This window comes from Polaribacter sp. Z022 (assembly GCF_023555495.1).
Lineage (GTDB): Bacteria > Bacteroidota > Bacteroidia > Flavobacteriales > Flavobacteriaceae > Polaribacter.
Genome location: NZ_JALCZO010000001.1, coordinates 131,022 through 152,163 on the forward strand (window position 1 = coordinate 131,022; position 21,142 = coordinate 152,163).

General features: G+C 29.0%; 15 protein-coding genes. 11 read left to right on the plus strand and 4 right to left on the minus strand.

The genetic code is table 11. The features are described from left to right. Positions 1–42 precede the first annotated feature (42 nt). Genes MPF13_RS00570 through MPF13_RS00580 form a run of 3 tightly spaced genes read left to right on the plus strand, consistent with a single transcriptional unit; the run spans position 43 to position 5,346 of the window. Complete coding sequence (locus MPF13_RS00570) at positions 43–429, plus strand: hypothetical protein (RefSeq protein ID WP_249980276.1); 387 nt, start codon at positions 43–45, stop codon at positions 427–429. A gap of 28 nt (positions 430–457) precedes the next feature. After that, entirely contained in the window at positions 458–1,993 is a 1,536-nt protein-coding gene (locus tag MPF13_RS00575) for a YifB family Mg chelatase-like AAA ATPase (protein WP_249980277.1), read from the plus strand. Between the two features lie 20 nt (positions 1,994–2,013). After that, the gene (locus MPF13_RS00580) at positions 2,014–5,346 is read left to right on the plus strand and encodes an FIDD domain-containing protein (RefSeq protein WP_249980278.1); all 3,333 of its coding nucleotides are present in this window, start codon (positions 2,014–2,016) and stop codon (positions 5,344–5,346) included. Positions 5,347–5,350: 4 nt separating this feature from the next. Here the strand turns inward: MPF13_RS00580 and MPF13_RS00585 are convergent, their stop codons facing one another. The 3 genes from MPF13_RS00585 to ahcY all read right to left on the minus strand — a co-directional run bounded on the left by MPF13_RS00585 (position 5,351) and on the right by ahcY (position 8,614). After that, positions 5,351–6,193 (minus strand): DMT family transporter, encoded by an 843-nt coding sequence (locus MPF13_RS00585; RefSeq protein ID WP_502924023.1) that lies wholly within the window; start codon positions 6,191–6,193, stop codon positions 5,351–5,353. 68 nt (positions 6,194–6,261) lie between these two features. After that, positions 6,262–7,068, minus strand: coding sequence for a DNA/RNA non-specific endonuclease (locus tag MPF13_RS00590; RefSeq protein ID WP_249980279.1), 807 nt, complete (start codon positions 7,066–7,068; stop codon positions 6,262–6,264). A 232-nt stretch (positions 7,069–7,300) separates the two neighbouring features. Continuing rightward, positions 7,301–8,614 (minus strand): adenosylhomocysteinase, encoded by a 1,314-nt coding sequence (gene ahcY / locus MPF13_RS00595; RefSeq protein WP_249980280.1) that lies wholly within the window; start codon positions 8,612–8,614, stop codon positions 7,301–7,303. 62 nt (positions 8,615–8,676) lie between these two features. Between ahcY and MPF13_RS00600 the strand changes: the two genes are divergently transcribed. The 8 genes from MPF13_RS00600 (at position 8,677) to MPF13_RS00635 (ending at position 18,858) form a co-directional block, all read left to right on the plus strand. After that, positions 8,677–9,303 carry a 4'-phosphopantetheinyl transferase family protein gene (locus MPF13_RS00600; RefSeq protein WP_249980281.1) on the plus strand — a complete coding sequence of 209 codons (627 nt, stop codon included), beginning with the start codon at positions 8,677–8,679 and terminating at the stop codon, positions 9,301–9,303. Between the two features lie 111 nt (positions 9,304–9,414). Beyond that, positions 9,415–10,140: a phosphoglycerol geranylgeranyltransferase gene (locus tag MPF13_RS00605; RefSeq protein WP_249980991.1), complete on the plus strand. Its 726-nt coding sequence runs from the start codon at positions 9,415–9,417 to the stop codon at positions 10,138–10,140. 2 nt (positions 10,141–10,142) lie between these two features. Then, the gene (pnuC, locus tag MPF13_RS00610) at positions 10,143–10,775 is read left to right on the plus strand and encodes a nicotinamide riboside transporter PnuC (protein ID WP_249980282.1); all 633 of its coding nucleotides are present in this window, start codon (positions 10,143–10,145) and stop codon (positions 10,773–10,775) included. Then, positions 10,736–11,392, plus strand: a complete 657-nt coding sequence (locus MPF13_RS00615) for an AAA family ATPase (protein WP_249980283.1) — start codon at positions 10,736–10,738, stop codon at positions 11,390–11,392. The genes pnuC and MPF13_RS00615 overlap by 40 nt, the downstream gene beginning before the upstream one ends. 72 nt (positions 11,393–11,464) lie before the next feature. After that, positions 11,465–12,382: a phosphatase PAP2 family protein gene (locus MPF13_RS00620; protein ID WP_249980284.1), complete on the plus strand. Its 918-nt coding sequence runs from the start codon at positions 11,465–11,467 to the stop codon at positions 12,380–12,382. A 9-nt stretch (positions 12,383–12,391) separates the two neighbouring features. Continuing rightward, on the plus strand, positions 12,392–12,796 hold the full coding sequence (arfB, locus tag MPF13_RS00625) for an alternative ribosome rescue aminoacyl-tRNA hydrolase ArfB (protein ID WP_249980286.1): 405 nt from the start codon (positions 12,392–12,394) through the stop codon (positions 12,794–12,796). A 375-nt stretch (positions 12,797–13,171) separates the two neighbouring features. After that, positions 13,172–15,517, plus strand: coding sequence for a TonB-dependent receptor (locus MPF13_RS00630; RefSeq protein ID WP_249980288.1), 2,346 nt, complete (start codon positions 13,172–13,174; stop codon positions 15,515–15,517). 281 nt (positions 15,518–15,798) lie between these two features. Further along, the gene (locus MPF13_RS00635; protein ID WP_249980289.1) at positions 15,799–18,858 is read left to right on the plus strand and encodes a type ISP restriction/modification enzyme; all 3,060 of its coding nucleotides are present in this window, start codon (positions 15,799–15,801) and stop codon (positions 18,856–18,858) included. A gap of 314 nt (positions 18,859–19,172) precedes the next feature. On the opposite strand, the gene MPF13_RS00640 is transcribed toward MPF13_RS00635, so the two are convergent. After that, positions 19,173–21,140, minus strand: coding sequence for a DUF3857 domain-containing protein (locus tag MPF13_RS00640; RefSeq protein WP_249980290.1), 1,968 nt, complete (start codon positions 21,138–21,140; stop codon positions 19,173–19,175). Positions 21,141–21,142 lie beyond the last annotated feature (2 nt).

Below are 21,142 nucleotides of genomic sequence, written 5' to 3' on the forward strand. Positions count from 1 at the left end.
CAAAGAATTAAATTATCTTTATAAAAGTATAATATTCGTTTTATGAAAAAATTCGTTTTTTTACTTTTAACCTTATTTGTTAGTAGTTTTTGCTTTTCTCAAAATGCAGAAACTACTAACAATAATTTTTTACCAATTAGTATTTACACTTCTTCTTTTAAAGTAAATACAAATAACATTGCATCTTACGCTTCAATTAAGAAAAACTTAAATTTTCCTGATTTATACAATTTTGCTTCAGTTTCTTTTGAAGAATTAGATTCTCATAAATTTTTAATTATTGATAATAATTTTGGTATAAAACCAACCAAATTTATTTACGATGACTATAAAAGTTATAGAGATGAAAATCTTTTAAAAGGCTTTTTTCAGAAATACGATTTAACAAGATGGCAACCTTGTAATATCATTCCACCACGTGTTAATTAATTTTCTTTATATTTAAAGAAAAAAAAGAATGCTTGTTAAAGTCTATGGCTCTGCCGTTTTTGGTATTGAGGCAACTACTATTACTGTAGAAGTAAATATTGATAAAGGAATTGGTTATCACCTTGTAGGTTTACCAGATAAAGCTGTAAGTGAAAGTTCTTACAGAATTTCAGCTGCTCTCAATAACAATAATTACAAACTTCCTGGAAAGAAAATCATAATTAACATGGCACCTGCTGATATTCGTAAAGAAGGTGCTTCATATGATTTAACTTTAGCTATAGGAATATTGGCTGCTTCCAATCAAATTAAGTCAGATAATATTTCAGACTTTTTAATAATGGGAGAACTCTCTTTAGATGGTAGTCTACAACCTATTAGAGGTGCTTTACCTATTGCAATAAAAGCAAGAGAAGAAGGTTTTAAACATTTAATTCTACCCAAAGAAAATGCTAAAGAAGCTGCTATTGTAGACAATCTAGAAGTATTAGGTGTAGAAAATATTATGGAGGTCATTAATCATTTTAATGGTGATGATAAAATAGAACCAACTATTGTAGATACTAGAGCAGAATTTTATAAAAACATCGATTTTCCTGAGTTTGATTTTTCTGATGTAAAAGGTCAAGAATCTATAAAACGCTGTATGGAAATTGCAGCTGCTGGTGGACATAATATTATACTTATTGGACCTCCAGGATCTGGAAAAACAATGTTAGCAAAACGTTTGCCAAGTATTTTACCACCAATGACTTTACATGAAGCCTTAGAAACCACCAAAATTCATTCTGTAGTTGGTAACACAAAAAATGAAGGATTGCTATATGCTCGACCTTTTAGAAGCCCACATCATACAATTTCTAATGTAGCTTTAGTTGGTGGAGGACAATATCCTAGACCTGGAGAAATTTCATTATCTCATAATGGTGTGTTGTTTTTAGATGAATTACCAGAATTTAAAAGAGAAGTTTTAGAAGTGATGAGACAACCATTAGAAGACAGAGAAGTCACCATTTCTAGAGCAAAATTTACAGTTACTTATCCAAGTAGTTTTATGTTGGTTGCTAGTATGAATCCTAGTCCTTCTGGATTTTTCAATGACCCAAATTCTCCTATGACATCTTCTCCACAAGAAATGCAACGTTATTTAAGTAAAATTTCTGGTCCGTTATTAGATAGAATAGATATTCATATAGAAGTGACCCCAGTACCTTTTGCTAAACTTTCTGAAGAACGAAAGGGAGAATCATCTGTAGAAATTAGAAAACGAGTTACGGCTTCTAGAGAAATACAATCAAAACGTTTTAAAGATTTTGAAAACGTACACTATAATGCACAAATGAGTGTAAAACAGATTCGTGAATTTTGCAAATTATCACCAGAAAGTTTGTCACTTTTAAAAACGGCCATGGAAAAATTAAACCTTTCTGCTAGAGCTTATGATCGTATTTTAAAAGTATCTAGAACCATTGCAGATTTAGCAAATTCTACTGATATTTCTCCAGATCATATTGCAGAAGCAATACAGTACAGAAGTTTAGATAGAGATGGTTGGTTGGGGTAAAATTCTTACATTTGCTTGCAATGAAAAAACTGCTTTTACCCCTAATATTATTATTTTGTTCAAACCTTTTATCTCAGGTTACTCTAACACATAATGTTGGTAATACTCCAATAAAAACTGATTGGGAATCGTGTGATTATGAAGAATCTTGGGCAAGGACATTTACCCTTTCAGATTTTGGAGTTACAACATCAGAACAATTAATAATAAGGTCTGGCCAAACCGCAATTAGCAACTCTTATAATGGAGCAAGAATCAGTTTTGCTTTATTTAGTATTGATGATAACTTTCCAAATTCCAACAATGTTTATCTTGGAGGTGGTTCAGTATCAGCTCCAGAAATTGGTAATAAACCTGAAATCGTAAATATCACATTTTCTAGACCCGTGGTTATACCTTCTAAGACAACTAAAATACTAGTAAGTATAACCCAATCTGAAGATATTTATAATCCAGATTATAAAAAAATTTTAATTGCTGGTACTGCACAAGACAATGATTTATCTTGGTTTTATGGTTGCAGAGAACATTATACTTACATCACAACAGATAAATTAAATTCTCCTAAACCGAATGCAAATTTTTTTATAAATGTTACTGGAGAAATAAGAAGCTTAATAAATACAAAATCAAATTTAACATTATCTACTAATATCAGTGATGAAGTTTTTGAAACAGGTATTTACGGTTGCAGTTGGGGTGGAGTTAGTTGGTCAAAATCTTTTACTTTATCAGATTTTGGAATAACAGAAAACGAAGAATATATAATAAAATCAGGTCAAATTGGTTTAGTCGAATCTAATGAATGGGATACAAATGTAGAATTTAATATTTATGAAATTGATGATAACTTTCCAAATTCATTTTCTGAAACTAATTTGATTGGTAAAAGTAAAAGTCAAAGTCAATTTGCAAGCCCTCAAAATGCTCATATTTCTATTATTTATTTTGATAATCCAATTGTAGTTGATGCCAACGTAAAAAAAATTCTTGTTGAAGTTAAACAACTCTCTAGTTTATCTAGCTCTGCTGTTGCTTTCGCTGCTGGCACAAAACTAGATAATGGAATTTCTTGGTTTAAATCATATAATGGAGGTTGCCCTCCTTTTAATGAATTTAAAAACACTGCTGATTTAGGTAAAGCAAATACTAATTTCTTTGTAACTGTAAATGGTGAAGCAAAAACAATTCTCCCTTTCGAAATAACAAACAACAACAATTGTATAAATTTCACAAACAACTTTAGTTTAACAAATCAATCTGAAATTGATACTGTTATTTGGAATTTTGACGACCCAAGTTCTGGAATAAACAACACCTCAACTTCAATAGATATTTCTCATCAATTTTCAAGTCCAGGAATTTATAATGTTACTGCCACTGTTCTTCATACAGATGGAACAAGCTATACTATCCCTAAAGAAATTGAAGTTTTTAATGCACCAAATGTAAATTCATCTGTTGCATTAAAACAATGTGATAATTCCGATATTAATGGTTTTAGCTTTTTCAATTTAAACGAAGTAAAAGAGAAAATTATTACAAATCCAGAAAACTATACAATTACTTTTCACGAAGAAAAAATTGACGCAGAAAATAATGGAGTTTCCATAACCAATCTTACAAGCTATAAAAACGAAACAGTAAGTATAGACAAAGTTTGGGCAAGAATAGAAAACTCAAATGGTTGTTATAAAATTAGTGAAGTAAACCTTTTTGTTTCCACTACTCAAATTCCTTCAACTTTGTTAAAGTCTTTTTATCAATGTGATAGTGGAACAGATACAACTGATGGAATTGCTACTTTTAATTTTAGTTCTTTAACTTCAGAAATAGAAGCTATTTTCCCTCCAAGTCAACAATTAATTATCAATTATTATAGAAATGAAGATGATGCTTTAGCTGAAGAAAATCCAATTTCAAATATTGCAAATTATGAAAATATAGGATATCCTAATCAACAAAACATTTACATAAGAGTAGATAGTAAATTTGACAATGATTGTTTAGGTTTAGGAGCTCATATTTCATTAAATGTAGAAACAGTACCAATTGCTTATCCTGTTACAATCATTCCAGAATGTGACAATGACAGAGATGGATTGTTTTCTTTTAATACTTCTACCATTCAGTCTACAATAATTGGTTCTCAAACAAATGTTACAGTTAATTATTTTGATGAAAATGGAATTCAACTTACTAGCCCATTACCAAATCCTTTTATAACGAAATCACAAAAAATTACTGCTCGAGTAGAAAACTCAACTTCTAAAGATTTAGATGGAAGGTGTTATGAAGAAACTACATTAAATTTTATAGTAAATTCTGTTCCAATTGCAAATTCTATAACTCCATTAGAAGAATGCGACGATGATTATGATGGTATTTATAGTTTTGATACTTCATCAATAGAAAGTACAATTATTGGTAGTCAAACTGGTTTAATTATTACATATTTTGATGAAAATAATAACACTTTACCAAGTCCATTACCTAATCCATTTAATACTTCTACACAAAAGATAAAAGTTCGTTTAGAAAACCCAGTTTATGACGTATGTTATGAAGAAACAGAAGTAGATTTTATTGTTAGACCTAAACCAACTGTTTCTCTATTACCTGAAGATATTATTTGTATTTCAAATAATTCTAAATTACCAGTTTCTGTTCAAAATCCAAAATCTGATTTATCTTATACTTGGAGAGATAAAGATGATAAAATTGTAGGGAATTCATCAACAATTAATGTATATAAAGGCGGAGTTTATAAAGTAACTGCCACTTCTATTTATGGTTGTGATTCTGAAGAACAAAGTATACAGATTAACGAATCATCAATATCAACTATTAATATTAATGACATTGAAGTACAAGATGATTCTGATAATAATTATATTAAAATTAACACTTTTAATTTAGGTTTAGGAGATTATCAATTTAGACTTTTAGATACCAACAACAACATTGTGCAAGATTATAAAGAAGACCCTTATTTTGATAACCTTAGTGGAGGAGTTTATACTTTAGAACTAAATGACATTAATAACTGTGGTTCAGTAAAATTTGAAATTTCTTTAATTAGTTTCCCAAAATATTTTACACCAAATGGTGATGGAAAAAATGATTTCTGGCAGATTAAAGGAATTGATAAAAGCGTATATAAAAGTGCAGATATTAGTATATATGATAGGTTTGGAAAATTAATTTCTACTTTTAATTTAAACAAAAATGGTTGGGATGGAACTTACAATGGAAACATACTACCAACAAATGATTATTGGTTTAGTGTTGTTTTGATAAATCAGAAAGACGAGTTACAAAGAAAAGTAGGTCATTTTAGTTTAATAAGATAATAAACTAACTCTTTTTTCTCTTTAAATATATGTTATAAAGCAATCCAAACATAATAAAGAAAATTCCTAAAAGTGTCCAAAGGTTGTAAATTTCATCAAACCAAAAAGCACCGATTATAATCATAAATACTACCTCTAAATATTTTAATGGAGCAATAACATTTGTTTCATGAGATTGTAATGCCTTTGTCATATACAACTGACCTACATAGCCAGAAAAACCTAAACTTAATAACAATAACCATTCAATTAAATTTGGAGTTTTCCAATAAGGAATAGACATTAAGCCACCAAAAACAAAAGCCATTACCATAAAATAATTGATAATTACTAATGGGTTTTCTGAGTCCCCTAATTTTCGAATAACTACAAAAATTAATCCTAAAAATATAGCTGAAAGGATTATAAATATTAACCCAATTGTATTTACATCTGCTCCAAAACCCTTTATAATTAACACACCTATAAAGGCAATTAAAAATAACAACCATTGAATTGGTTTAATTTTTTCTTTTAAAAATATCAATGCAAATATTGCAGCAAATATTGGTGATGTATATCTAATAGAAACTGATGTTCCTACCGCTAAATAGTTTAAAGATTGAAAAAAACACGTTAAAGAAATAACACCAAAAAGACCTCTTAAAAACAATAGTTTTTTGTTTTTTCCTAAAATTGGAATTTTAGCTTTTAAGATTAATGGTACTGTAAATAACAAAGTACCTATTGATCTAAAAAAAACAATTTGATAAGCATGAAAATTACCCAAATATTTTACAACTGCATTCATTAATGAAAATGCAATAACACTAAAAATCATGTAAAAAATGGCTGTAGAGCTTTTCATAAAATGTAGTTTTAACTATTTAATTTTCAGCAAAAGTAGTAATTTAAAAATTGGTTAACCAGTTTTAATTAAAAACTCCAATTTTTATAACTGCTAGAACTCTCTAGTTTGTTTTCTATAGAATCATCTAACTCTTTAAAGAAATCGATACCAGTTAAAGCTTCAATTTTATCTACAGAAACCACAAATTTAAATAAAGGCAAATTAGAATCTTTGTGTGGCATTAAAAATGCCAGCATTTTAATACGTCCGTTTGTTTTGTCTAAAATTACTTTGTAAAATTGGTTGGGTACAGAAACAGCTTCACTACCAATGGTTTTTAAATTGTTTTCTAAAACACCTCCTGTAATTACAAAAATACCATCGTTTTTCTTTGCCCAATAACGTACTTTTTGCTCTAAACGATTCCAAACTCCTGCATTAAAGCTATGTTTTTGCGGACTAATATTACTGGTTAAAAAAGTTTCATCATGAGCATTTTGACTAAACTTTCTATCTCCTGCAGGACATAAATGTCCTTTATCGTAACCAGATTTTTTATAGTTACGCCAATGTGCTGCTTTTGTTTTTACAGCTTTATCAATTTCAAAATAAGGTCTTTTGTAATTTGTATTGCTTAAATGATTTGCTTTTAATTCATATGCAACCCACTCTGCTTGCTCATGTTTTTCGCTATAAGAAAGTGAGTAATTTTGATGATGCACAACTTGATTGGTTGTACTTGTTGGTAAAAAATACTGATTTGTTTCTGATTTTACAGTTTTACCATTTTCTATTTGGATACTTTGCTCTTGAGTATCTAAAAAATATTCATACCCATAAACTGCAATTAAAATAATAATTGCGATAAGAGATAGTAGTTGTTTTTTCTTCAAAGTATTTTTTGCTATTTGTTTTACCTAAACAAAGATATAAAAGTTAACGACGATTGCGTTAAGGATTGAACGGTCTGTTTGAGCTCTTTTTGTTTTTTCAACAAAAAAGCGAGTAGTGAAAGCCTATTAAAACGCCCAAATAAAAAACTCCCTCAAATTAATGAGAGAGTTTTGTGTTTTAAAAAGATTGCTTCGTCATTACTTACTCGCAATGACATAACATTTTCCTTTTTTAGTATCTGTAGTGCTCTGGTTTAAAAGGACCTTTTACAGTTACACCAATGTATTCTGCTTGGTCTTCTCTTAATTCTGTTAATTCTACACCAATTTTTGCTAAGTGTAATTTTGCTACTTTTTCATCTAAATGTTTTGGTAACATGTATACATCATTACCATAAGCATCTGCATTGTTCCAAAGTTCTATTTGAGCCAATGTTTGGTTTGTAAATGAGTTAGACATTACAAAACTTGGATGACCTGTTGCACAACCTAAGTTTACTAAACGTCCTTCTGCTAAAATGATAATATCATTACCTGCAATATTGTATTTATCTACTTGAGGCTTAATTGTATCTTTAGTATCTCCATGATTTGCATTTAACCAAGCCATGTCAATTTCATTATCAAAATGCCCAATGTTACATACAATAACTTTGTCTTTCATAGCTTCGAAATGACGCCCTTGAATAATATCTTTATTACCAGTTGTTGTAATGATAATATCTGAATTTGCTACAACAGTTTCTAATCTTTTAACTTCAAAACCATCCATTGCAGCTTGTAAAGCACAAATTGGATCTATTTCTGTTACAGTAACAATAGAACCTGCACCTTTAAAAGAAGCAGCTGTACCTTTACCTACATCTCCATAACCACAAACAGTTACACGTTTACCTGCTAACATAATATCTGTTGCTCTACGAATTGCATCTACTGCAGATTCTTTACAACCATATTTATTATCGAACTTAGATTTTGTAACAGAATCGTTTACGTTGATTGCTGGCATTGGTAAAGTTCCGTTTTTTACTCTTTCGTAAAGTCTGTGAACTCCAGTTGTAGTTTCTTCTGATAAACCATTGATTCCTGCAGCTAACTCTGGATATTTATCTAAAACCATGTTTGTTAAATCTCCACCATCATCTAAAATCATGTTTAATGGTTTTTTATCTTCTCCAAAAAACAAAGTTTGCTCAATACACCAATCAAACTCTTCTTCTGTCATATCTTTCCATGCATACACTGCAGTTCCTGCTCCTGCTATTGCAGCAGCTGCTTGATCTTGTGTAGAAAAAATATTACAAGAACTCCAAGTTACCTCAGCACCCAAAGCTTGTAATGTTTCTATTAAAACAGCAGTTTGAATTGTCATATGTAAACATCCAGCAATTCTAGCACCTTTTAAAGGTTGAGAATCTCCATACTCTGCTCTTAAACTCATTAAACCTGGCATTTCTGCTTCTGCCAATTTTATTTCTTTTCTTCCCCAGTCTGCTAAAGAGATATCTTTAACTTTAAATGGTACGTAAGCTGTTGTTGTGCTCATTTTATGTATATTTATATTCTAATTTTTGCGTTTGCAAAGTTACAACATACTTTTTTAAATTTATGGCTCTTTACAAAACATTAACTATCAGTGCAGCAACTAAAGTTTTCATTTGGAAAATTGAAGAATCTCTTGATGAATTAAAACAAGGAATTTCTTTAACAAAAAACAGTGAACAAAGGTTGGCTGATATGAAATCTGAAATTCATCAGAAAGGATTTTTAAGTATTAGACATTTGTTAAAAGAAGTTGGTTTAACAGATGCTGACTTGCATTATGATGAATTTGGAAAACCTAAATTAACAAATGGTAGATTTATTTCTATTACACATTCTTTTGGTTTTACAGGAATTATTTTTTCTTATGAATCTGAAGTTGGAATTGACATAGAAAAACAACGTGAAAAGATTTTAAAAATAGCCCATAAATTTACACCTATTGAAGAGTATAAAACCATTGCTAATGTAGATGCCTTAATTAGTAAATTAACCATTGTTTGGGGAGCAAAAGAAAGTTTGTACAAAATATATGGAAAAAAGAAACTCTTATTTTTACATCATATTTATATTGAAGACTTTAAGTTTGCTGATGAAAAAACGACAGGTGACATTCGTTATAATGGAGAAGAAAATTCTTACGAAATTCAGTTTTTAGAATTTGAAGGTTTTACTTGTGTATATGCTTATTAAATAAGTATAAAAGTATCGTCATTACGAATGAAATGAAGCAATCTTTATGCTTAAAATAAGATTACTTCGTCATTCTTCCTCGTAAAGACATGCAGGTTTCGTATTTTCGCAATCGTGAATATTTATCAAAACATTTTATCAGCAAAAAAGGAAGGTAAAAAACTGTTAGCAGTTTTAATTGACCCTGAGAAAATAGATTTAAATTCTATTCCATCTTTTTTTGAAAAAGTACATCAATCTATTACAACACATATTTTTGTTGGCGGTAGTACAGATGTAAATAATGAAACCGAAAATGTAGTTAAAGCAATAAAAAAAGTAACTAAATTACCCATTGTTTTATTTCCTGGTGATGTGCAACAAATAACAAATAAAGCTGATGGGATTCTTTTTTTAAGTTTACTTTCAGGCAGAAATCCAGAATATTTAATAGCTCAACAAATTAAAGCTGCTCCTATTTTAAAAAACACAAAATTAGAAATTATACCTACTGGTTATATTCTTATTGATGGAAAAAAGGAAACTGCTACTCAAAAAGTAAGTAACACAAAACCAATTTCTCAAGAAGATTTAGAGTTGATTTTAAACACTGCTTTAGCTGGAGAATTCTCGGGTAAAAAATTAATTTATTTAGAAGCTGGTTCTGGTGCAACTGAGGCAGTCAGCCAAAAAATTATTACTGTTGTGAGAAATAATTTATCAATACCTTTAATTGTTGGTGGTGGAATTCGCTCTAAAAATCAACTTGAAATTGCTTTTAATGCTGGTGCAGATTTAGTAGTTATTGGAACTGCTTTTGAAAATGATGAAAACTTTTTTAACGAATTAAAAAAATAAAAATGTCAGAAATTATAGACTTCTTATTTGGTCAATATAAAACCTATGCAACAATTGATATTGTTTTAGAAATTATTGCTGTAATTTTTGGTTTTTTATCTGTTTGGTTCTCTAAACAGAATAAAATTTGGGTTTTCCCAACAGGAATGATTAGTACTTCAATTTTTGTATATCTACTTTTAAAATGGGAACTTTTAGGAGATATGATGATAAATGGTTATTATTTTATAATGAGTGTTTATGGTTGGTATATTTGGACACGTAAGGTTGATAGTACTCATGTAACACCAATTTCTAGAACTACTAAAAAAGAAAAATTAACTTCTATCTATATATTTTTAGCCACCTTAGTTTTTGTTTTTATCATTTACAAAACCTTTGATAAATGGACAAATTGGGTTGCTTATGTAGATACCATTACTACTGCAATTTTCTTTGTTGGTATGTGGTTAATGGCAAAAAGAAAAATTGAAAACTGGATTTATTGGATTATAGGTGATATTATTTCTGCTCCTCTATATCTATACAAAGGTTTTACATTTACTAGTTTACAATATTTAATATTTACATTTATTGCTATCTTTGGTTACATCGCATGGAAAAAAAGCTTAAACAAAAACCCATCAACCTTGTAAAGGTTGTTTTATTTGGACCAGAATCTACTGGAAAAACAACACTTTCTCGTCATTTAGCACGTCATTACAATACAGTTTGGGCGCCAGAATTTGCACGTGAATATTTACAAGAAAAATGGAATAACGAACGTAAAACTTGTGAAGCAGACGATTTAATTCCTATTGCTATTGGGCAAATGAAATTGGAAAATAAACTAGCTAAAAGAGCTGATAAAATTTTAATTTGTGATACTGATTTATTAGAAACAAAAGTATATTCAGAAGAATTTTATGGTGGTTTTGTAGATGAAAAACTAAACAAAGCAGCTTCTGAAAATGAATATGATTTGTACCTTTTAACTTATATTGATACTCCTTGGGAAGAAGATGATTTAAGAGATAGACCAGAACAACGATTAGAAATGTTTAATGCTTTTGAAAAATCTTTGATTGATAATAATAGACCATATATTTTATTAAAAGGTGATAAAGAAACTCGTTTAAAAAATGCTGTAAAAGCAATTAATAAAATAATACAAGAAAAAGAAAACTTATATTCTTTTTCAGACACTTTAATTGATTTAGACATGCATTTTATGCATCAGAATATAGATACTGGGAACTCTTTTGATTACTAAAAATTGGTAATTTCTTATAATTAAGAAGGAAAAGCCTTATTTTATATATTTGCTCTAAAAACTAAACTAACTATGAAAAAAATATTTGTTCTAACATTCCTTCTTTCTGCCTATTTTCTTAATGCGCAAAACAATAAAGAGACTAAAAAAGATAACATTTTCCAAACCTCAGGTAAAGTTATTAAAAATAGTATTTTAACTATACCTAGTGACTTTGTGTTTATGGGGAAAGAAGTATCTAATGATTGGAAAAAAACTGGTTATTATGTTGGTGGAATTGTTGGTTTAATTGCAGTTGATAAAATAACTACAAAATTTTTACACAATCAATTAGAACCACATTTAAATTATGACCTACCTAATATTTCGTTTGTTAATTCTACATCTAGCCATAAATGGCTAGTAGATGATAATGCTTACATGTCATATCCTATTATTGGTAATTATTTATTTTCATTTTTTACAAATAAAGAACGAGGTCAATATGCTTCTATCAATGCTTTAAAAGCTATTCAATACTCTACAATTATTACTCAAGTAGGTTTAAAAACTATTTTTGGAAGACATAGACCCAATAGACCATTATCTGAAACTGCAAGTGAGCCTTGGACAAATGATAACTGGAACTTTTTTAATAAAAGAAAAGAGTATCTTTTTTCAAGTCCAGAAGCATCTGCTTTTCCTTCATTACATACAACAGCATATTTTGCTATTGCAAAAGTGTTTCAAATGGAATATGATAATTATTGGATTCCTTATGGATTTATGTCTATTATATATCTGTCAGAAATGAAAAAACACAACCATTGGGTTAGTGATTTAGTTGTTGGTGGAATTGTTGGAACATTAATAGGAAAATCTATCGTTTTAAGTAGCTGGAAAAAAAGAAACATTAATGGTGTAATCAAAAAAGAAAAAAAAATTTCTTTTAATGTAGTTCCTCAATACTCGAGTGATTTTGCTGGATTGCATATTGTGGGTACATTTTAAAAACCAGGTTTGAATAAATCTCAAATCATAAAAGAACTCAATTTTAAAGCTATAAGAAGTTCTGGTGCTGGAGGACAACATGTAAACAAAGTATCTTCTAAAGTGGAGTTAACTTTTGATTTTGAGAACTCTGATTCTTTATCAGAAAATGAAAAAAATATTTTAAGAATTAAATTACATTCAAAACTCACTAAAGAAAAAAACCTCATCTTATTTTGCGATGAAACTCGCTCTCAACACAGAAATAAAGAATTGGTTATCAAACGTTTTTTAGAATTGTTAAGAACAAATTTAATACGAAATAAAAAAAGAAAACCTACAAAGCCAACCAAAGCCTCAATAAAAAGAAAAGCAGAAAACAAAAAAAGAACTTCTGATAAAAAATCGCTTAGAAAAAAACCAAAATTAGATTAAATCTTTTATTTATTATCAATTTTATAAAAATTGAAAAAAAAGAAACTAAATTGTTTATCAATTAAAAAATCTGTTATAGTTTTGCATCGTTCTCATAAAGGGGTGCTAATTACAGTTTTTAGTTTTTGGTTTTTGGTCTGATTAGACTTTTTAACTTTTTAACTTTTAACTTCTAAAAGGCTGAGATCATACCCAATGAACCTAGAACAGGTAATGCTGTTTAGGGATTATGAACGTTAAAAAACATCTAGTAGATGTTTTTAGTGAGTAGCGAAAAAGTTTTGCTTTTTCTTATAAGCTAACGTTCTAAAACTAATTATTCAATATTAATTACAAGAATAATTACCTCTTTTTATTCGTTTTAAATTTTTTAAAATGAAAAAAATCACATTTTTTTTATTCTTGTTTGCAAGTATAATTGCAAACGCCCAAACATTTACACTTAAAGGAAAAGTAGTAGATGAAAACAATGAACCTTTACCAGGAGCAACAATTTTGGTTAAAGAAAACAAATTAGGAACTTCTACAGATTTTGATGGAGTTTTTAATGTAAAACTACCTAAAGGAAACTATACAATACAGGTTTCTTTTATTGGTTACAAAAGGATTTCAAAAGAAATCTCTTTAACTAAAAATGATGAAATTACATTTTCTTTAGTATCTGAAGATAATGTTTTAGATGAAGTTTTAGTTTCTGCAGTTCGTGTTAATGCAGATGCACCTGTAACACATTCTAACCTCACAAAAGAGGAAATAGAAAAACGTAATTTAGGACAAGACATTCCTATTTTAATGAATTATTTACCTAACGTAGTTTCTTCTTCAGATGCAGGAGCTGGTATTGGTTATACATATATTCGTGTGCGTGGTTCAGATGCCTCTCGTGTAAATGTTACTGTAAACGGAATACCTTATAATGATGCTGAAAGTCAAGGAACATTTTGGGTAAATATGGGAGATTTTGCTTCTTCTACTCAAAGTTTACAATTACAACGTGGAGTTGGTACCTCTACAAATGGTTCTGGTGCATTTGGTGCAAGTTTAAATATTTTAACAGATGCAATTTCTGAAGAAGCAAATGGAGAAATTTCAAATTCTTTTGGTTCTTTTGGAACTAGAAAACATACTGTAAAATTTTCTACAGGAAAAGTAAATGAGCATTTTGAATTTGCTGGAAGATTATCTAATATATATTCTGATGGATATGTTGATAGAGCTTTTACTGATTTAAAATCTTACTTTTTACAAGGGAGTTATACTGATGAAAACACTTTAATTAAAGCGTTAGTTTTTGGTGGTAAAGAACATACTTACCAAGCTTGGTTTGGATTAACTCCTGCAGAATTAGCTGCAGACAGAAGACAAAACCCATATACTTATGATAATGAGTCTGACAACTATCAACAAGATCATTATCAATTACATTGGAATGAAAAAATAAACAATAACTGGTCTACAAATATTGGTTTAAACTATACACGTGGTAAAGGTTATTTTGAGCAATTTAAAGGTAGTAGAGATGCTGCAGATTATAACAATTTAATTGTGGATGGAAGTGATGTAATTGTAGACAGGTGGTTAGACAATCATTTTTATGTAGCCAATTTTAACGCTGATTATAAGGGTGATAATTTTGACATTATCTCTGGAGTTTCTTACAGTAATTACAAAAATGATCATTATGGAGAAGTGATTTGGGGTAGCGATTTAGCTGCAAATACAAATATTAGAGATCGTTATTATGAAAGTAATTCTAAAAAAACAGACTTTAGTATTTTCTCTAAAGCAACTTTTAATGTTTCAGAAAAAATGAAAGCTTATGTAGATTTACAATATAGAACTGTAAACTATAAAACTGCTGGTTTAACTTCTGATAGAGATCCAATAAATGTAGATAAAGAGTATAATTTCTTTAATCCAAAATTAGGTTTTACTTATAAAATTAATGATGAAAATAGTTTGTATGCTTCTTATGCACGTGCAAATAGAGAACCTAATAGAAACGATTTTGAAGGAGGAAATTCTAAACATGAAAGTTTAGATGACTATGAATTTGGTTGGCGTTTAAAAAACGATAATGTAAAGCTAAACACCAATGTTTATTATATGAATTACCAAAATCAATTAATATTAACTGGTGCAATAGACCCTAATACAGGAGAGCCTTTAAGAGCTTCTAGTGGTAATAGTTACAGATTAGGATTAGAAATTGATGCAGATATTAAGATTACAGATCAGCTTTCTATGCGTCCAAATATTGCAATTAGTAAAAACATTAATAAAGATTTTAATGCTAAAATTGATGGAGTTTTACAAAACTTAGGAGATACTCCTATTACTTTTTCTCCTGATATTGTTTTTGGAAATGCTTTGGTTTATCAACCAACAGACAACTTTCAAATTGCTTTCTTATCAAAATTTGTAGACAAACAGTTTATGAGTAATTTTGATAGCAAGGTATCTACTTTAGATATATTAGAAGACTTTTTTACTTCAGATTTAAATGTTGTTTATGAAATTGAAACTGAGAAAATTTTTAAATCTATCGTTTTAACTGGTATGGTAAATAATATATTTAATAAAGAATATGTAGACAGAGGTTATTACTACACTTATGATGATACTTGGTCTGTAGCTAACCAAACTACAACTATAGATGGAGCAGGATATTATCCGCAAGCTACAAGAAACTTTTTAGTGGGGGTTACTTTGAAATTTTAGAAATAATATTTCTAAAAAATAAAAATCTCAAGTTTAGGCTTGAGATTTTTTTGCTTAAATAGGGGTTTTTACTGTTGCCTTTTTAAATTAAAAACCCGAACTTCGCTAACTTCGTATATAACGAATTATAACTCGGTCATATACGAAATCATGTTGTGTTTCATACCGAAAAAAGCCAGCCGCACAAATAGCACATTTGTTTTTTTCCTCGCAAAAGCCAACGCAATAAAAAACAAAAGAGCTATTTTTAGCCAACGCTGAACAAAGATTGAAAATAGAAAATGACAATAAAAGAATACGTAGAAATAGTAAGTAAAAGACTTCAATCTGGAATATCAAGAGAACATTCATATAGAGGGGATTTAGAAACACTAATTCGAGAATTAGTAAAAGGAATTGAAATAACAAACGAACCTGCAAACGTAACCGATTGTGGAAACCCTGATTATGTAATCACAAAAGGAAAAATTCCTATTGGTTACATTGAGGCAAAAGATATTGGAAAAGACCTAAACAGTAAATCTTACAAAGAACAATTTGGTCGTTACAAAAAAGCACTCGACAATCTAATTATTACAGATTACATATGGTTTCAATTCTTTCAAAACGGAGAATTAGTACACGAAATAAAAATTGGAGAAATTGAAAACAATTCTGTTAAACCAATTCCTGAAAACTTCTCAAAATTTGAGAACTTAATAAAAGATTTTTCTACACACATTGGACAAACCATAAAATCGTCAAAAAAATTGGCGGAAATGATGGCTGGTAAAGCTCGTTTATTACAAGACATTTTAGAACGAGCAATTACATCTGATGAAGAAACACAAGAAAACACTTCCTTAAAAGGACAATACGACACTTTCAAACAGATATTAATTCACGATTTAAAACCTAAAGATTTTGCAGATATTTACGCTCAAACTTTGGCTTATGGAATGTTTGCAGCTCGTTTACACGACCCAACTTTAGACGATTTTAGCCGACAAGAAGCAGCAGAATTAATACCGAAATCAAATCCTTTTTTACGTAAACTTTTTGGCTACATTGCTGGACCAGATATTGACGAAAGAATTGTAACTGTAGTTGACAACCTTGCAGAAGTTTTTAGAGCTACTAATGTTGAGCAACTTTTAAAGAATTTTGGAAAGGCAACTCAAATGCACGACCCAATAATTCATTTTTACGAAACTTTTTTGGCAGAATATGACCCAAAATTACGTAAAGCAAGAGGTGTTTGGTACACACCAGAACCAGTTGTAAATTTTATAGTTCGTGCAGTTGACGATATTTTAAAAAACGAATTTGATTTACCACAAGGTTTAGCAGATACAAGTAAAACCAAAATAAAATTAGACACTCAAACGCCTGATAAACGTTCTGCAACAGGATATAAACAAATAGAAAAAGAAGTACACAAAGTACAAATACTTGACCCAGCAACAGGAACAGGAACATTTTTAGCAGAAGTTGTCAAGTTTATTTATAACAAAAACTTTAAAGCAATGAAAGGTGCTTGGAGTGGCTATGTAGAAGAACATTTAATACCAAGATTAAACGGTTTTGAGTTGTTAATGGCTTCCTACTCTATGGCACATCTTAAATTAGATATGTTGCTAACCGAAACTGGTTATAAATCAACTAAAAATGAACGTTTAAATGTTTATTTAACTAATTCTTTAGAAGAGCATCATAAAGATACTGGAACTCTATTTTCTAATTGGTTAAGTAGTGAAGCTAATGAAGCGAATCATATAAAACGTGACACACCTGTAATGTGTGTGATAGGAAATCCACCATATAATAGAACGTCTAACAATGCTAGTAAATTTATTGTAAAACTATTAGATGATTATAAAAAAAACCTCAATGAGAGAAATCTAGTTCCATTAGATGATGATTATATCAAATTTATCAAATACGGTCAACATTATATCGATAAAAATGGAGAAGGTATTTTAGCATATATTTCTAGTAATAGCTTCGTGGATGGCGTAACTCACAGGCAAATGAGAAAAAATTTATTAGAAACATTTGATAAAGTCTACTTACTAAATCTACACGGTAACGCAAAAAAAAGAGAAAAGAGTCCTGACGGTTCACCAGACCAAAATGTTTTTGATATTATGACTGGTGTTAGTATAAATATTTTTATAAAAAATAAAGAGAACAAAAAGAAATTTGGAGAAGTTTTTCAATATGATTTATATGGAAAACGAGATTCAAAATATTTGTATCTACAAAATTCTGAAATCAAAAATATTGATTGGACAAAATTAGAGTTAAAGACAAATTTAGAACCTTGGATAAAATTCGATAGTTCATTAGTCAATTATACCAAATACCTTTTTGTAACGGACATATTTAATGTTCAAACACCTTGCGTTAGAACTCATAAAGACAAGGAGTTAGTTTCATTTAGCAAATTTGATACAGAAACAAATCAAAAATATCTTTTTAAGGCATTTGACAATAGATTTGTTGATTTTGATTTAAAGAAAATTGGTCGCTCTAGAATAAAGGTTATGCATAATATGTTGCATAAAGAAAATATCAGTCTGATATATCAAAGAGGTTGCTCGTCTGAAATACCTCATACACCATTTATATCGAAATTAATATCTGACCAAGGAGCAGTTAGACCAGGAACAACATCTACTTCGACTATGGCACCGCTTTATATATACCCAATAAAAAAAGATGGTATTTTTGAAGTAGATGAGCGAAAACCAAATTTGAATGAGGAAATTGTAAAAGCAATTGCAAAAAAAACGGGATTAACTTTTACTAACGAAAAAGAAAAAACCAAAGATACTTTTGCGCCAATAGATATTTTAGATTACATCTATGCTGTTTTACATTCACCAACTTATAGAGAAAAATACAAAGAATTTTTAAAAATAGATTTTCCAAGGGTTCCATATCCAAATGACGAAAAAACGTTTTGGAATTTAGTTAAATTAGGGAAAGAATTACGTGAAATTCATTTGTTAGAAAGCAACAAGGTTGAAGATTACATTACAAGTTATGAAATGGCAGAAGATGCTGAAAACGACCATAACGTAATAACGACAAAAATTGTAAAGAAAGATTGGGAAATAACCAACACCGAAAAACAACTTGGTAGAATTTGGATTAACGAAAGCAAATATTTTGACAACGTTCCTTTAACAGCTTGGGAATTTTATATTGGTGGTTATCAACCAGCACAGAAATGGCTGAAAGACAGAAAGGAAAGAGAACTAAAATTTGAGGATATTTTACATTATCAGAAAATTATAGTTGCTCTAACTGAAACGGATAGAATAATGAAAGAAATAGATAAAATAGAAATTGAATAAAGCCAACGCTAAAGCCATACACATTTGCAATTCGCTTCAGCCATCACACAAGCCCAAAATTGCAAAAGAGTATGTCTTTGCCAACGCTACAAACAGAACGGAAAATAAAGTACGAAAACACAACAACGTATATAAAAAATAGCGGTTTTAGTGCTTAAACGAAAGATTAATAATAAAATAAAGGTCAGTTATAAACCGAAAAGTTCGTGCTAAAAATCCGCTACTTTTCATATACAAGACCGTTAGCGAATCTTAAAAAAATCAATAAAAAAAAGAGCAAAATTGCTCCCTTTTTTTATTTGTATAAACTTCATTTATTTAGGCTCTAATAATAATACTATTTTATTAAAATCTGCTGCACTGTTAATAACAGTTCTGTATTGTTCGTAAACGTTAACAGGTACTATATTTTCTCTGTAATGCTCATCTGCAGTTATTTTTAGTTTATTACCTTCTAACTTATAAAAAGACTTAAATGAAAACAGTTCTTTACCTTCTTTGGTATAAGAGTTATTAATATTAATATCGTCTAAATTGGTTATTTTGTATCCTTCTGGTATGTTTAAAGTTAAGGTTCTGTAATAACTTCTATGAAACTGCTCTTCTAAAGGTAAAACTCTTTCTTTTTCTTGATACATTTGTATTTGTTGCCCAATTAAATCTCCTAATTTAAACAAATACTTTCTTCCTGCTTTTTCTACAAATGCTTCTGTTGTAAAATCTACAATAAACTGTAAAGGTTTAATACCGAATAATTCTGAATCATCATTTACCATTTTTTTACTAGTAAATTCTAAATCTTTTGTAATACTTTCCATGATTCCTTCTATCAATTCATCTTTATCTTCTCCTTGAATTAAATGCATAAAAGGTTGAATATTCATTGCATAATATCCACTGAAAGCTCTATCAAAATGTATGTTGTTCTCAGTTAAATTATCTTTATTAAAAGAGATATTTACTTTCATAACATCTACAGTTTCTGCAACTTTTACAGGCTCTATATATTTAATTTTACCAACTGCAGATTTGTAATCTCCAATAACTACCTCTTTTATAAATAAGCCATAATTATCTGTGAGATAAGGCATAGGAAAACCATATCTAGTACCAGATGCATTAGGAGATAAATACTTTTTATATTTTGGAAAGTAGAGTAAAAAATTGGTTAAAAAATTAGTTGCTTCAAAATTGGTATCAAACTTTATTTCTTTTCTATCTGAAGTTAAAACTAATTCATGTTTTACATTTAAAGTTCTTAAAATTGCAATGTATAGTTTAATAATACCAGTTTCATTTGCTACTTTTTTTGTTAAAATATTATCTAAATCTTGTAGTTCTTCATTGTAAACATCTTGAGAGTAAACTGTAGTTTTAATATAAAAATCTAACTTTCTAATTATTGCTTCATTGTCTGCATTTTCTGGCAATGTTAATTCTTTTATAAAGTCTTTAATTAATCCGTTAGTTTTACTAGAATATTCTGGATAATATGATGCATACAAATTTTGAGAAACATTATTATATGTTATTATATCTGCTCCATTTCCTGCTGTGTTTTTATCCATTTTATAAACGATAAAAGCTCTTGAAGCATTGTAAGCTGCTTGGTACTCATCTTCTAATTTTTCTACTTTAGAAACATGTAATTTATAATGTTGTTTTAAAGTAGTTAATGTGTCTTTTTCTACCTTTTTTAGGTTATTAAAACTCTTAAATTTAAACAGTAAATTACTTGGAGAAAATAAATCGAATTCTACTTTTTCTATAGGATAAGAATCTTGTATATAGAATTTTTTACCTGTATAACTTGGTGGTCTTTTTACCACATACATATATTCTATAAAACTACCTTTTGTTATACCTTCTAAAGCATAATATTTATACTTTCTGCCTGTTTCTTCATCTTCTGCAGTTAGTATTTTAGATTTATCTAAATTTATTATTTTACCTTCTGGCGTAATTACTCTTGCTTTATTTATTTGTAATTCTGCTCTTGCAGAAAATGGCAAATATATTTTATTAAACTCTTCTATAGCATCATCAGAATTTAACCATAAAACTTTGTGTTCTAAATAAAACTCTATTAAATCTTTATCTAAAAAATAAAACTCTGTTACTGTTTTTTCTTTAAGAGCAAGCATTTCTTCTGTTGTGTTTGCATCTACTTTATAACTTGGTGTTGTTTCCCAATCGTAACTTTTAAAAAAAGGTTGTTCTTGTGCAATAGTAATTTGCAAAGCAAATAACAGGGTAATAATTAAGCTAACTTTAATTTTCATAA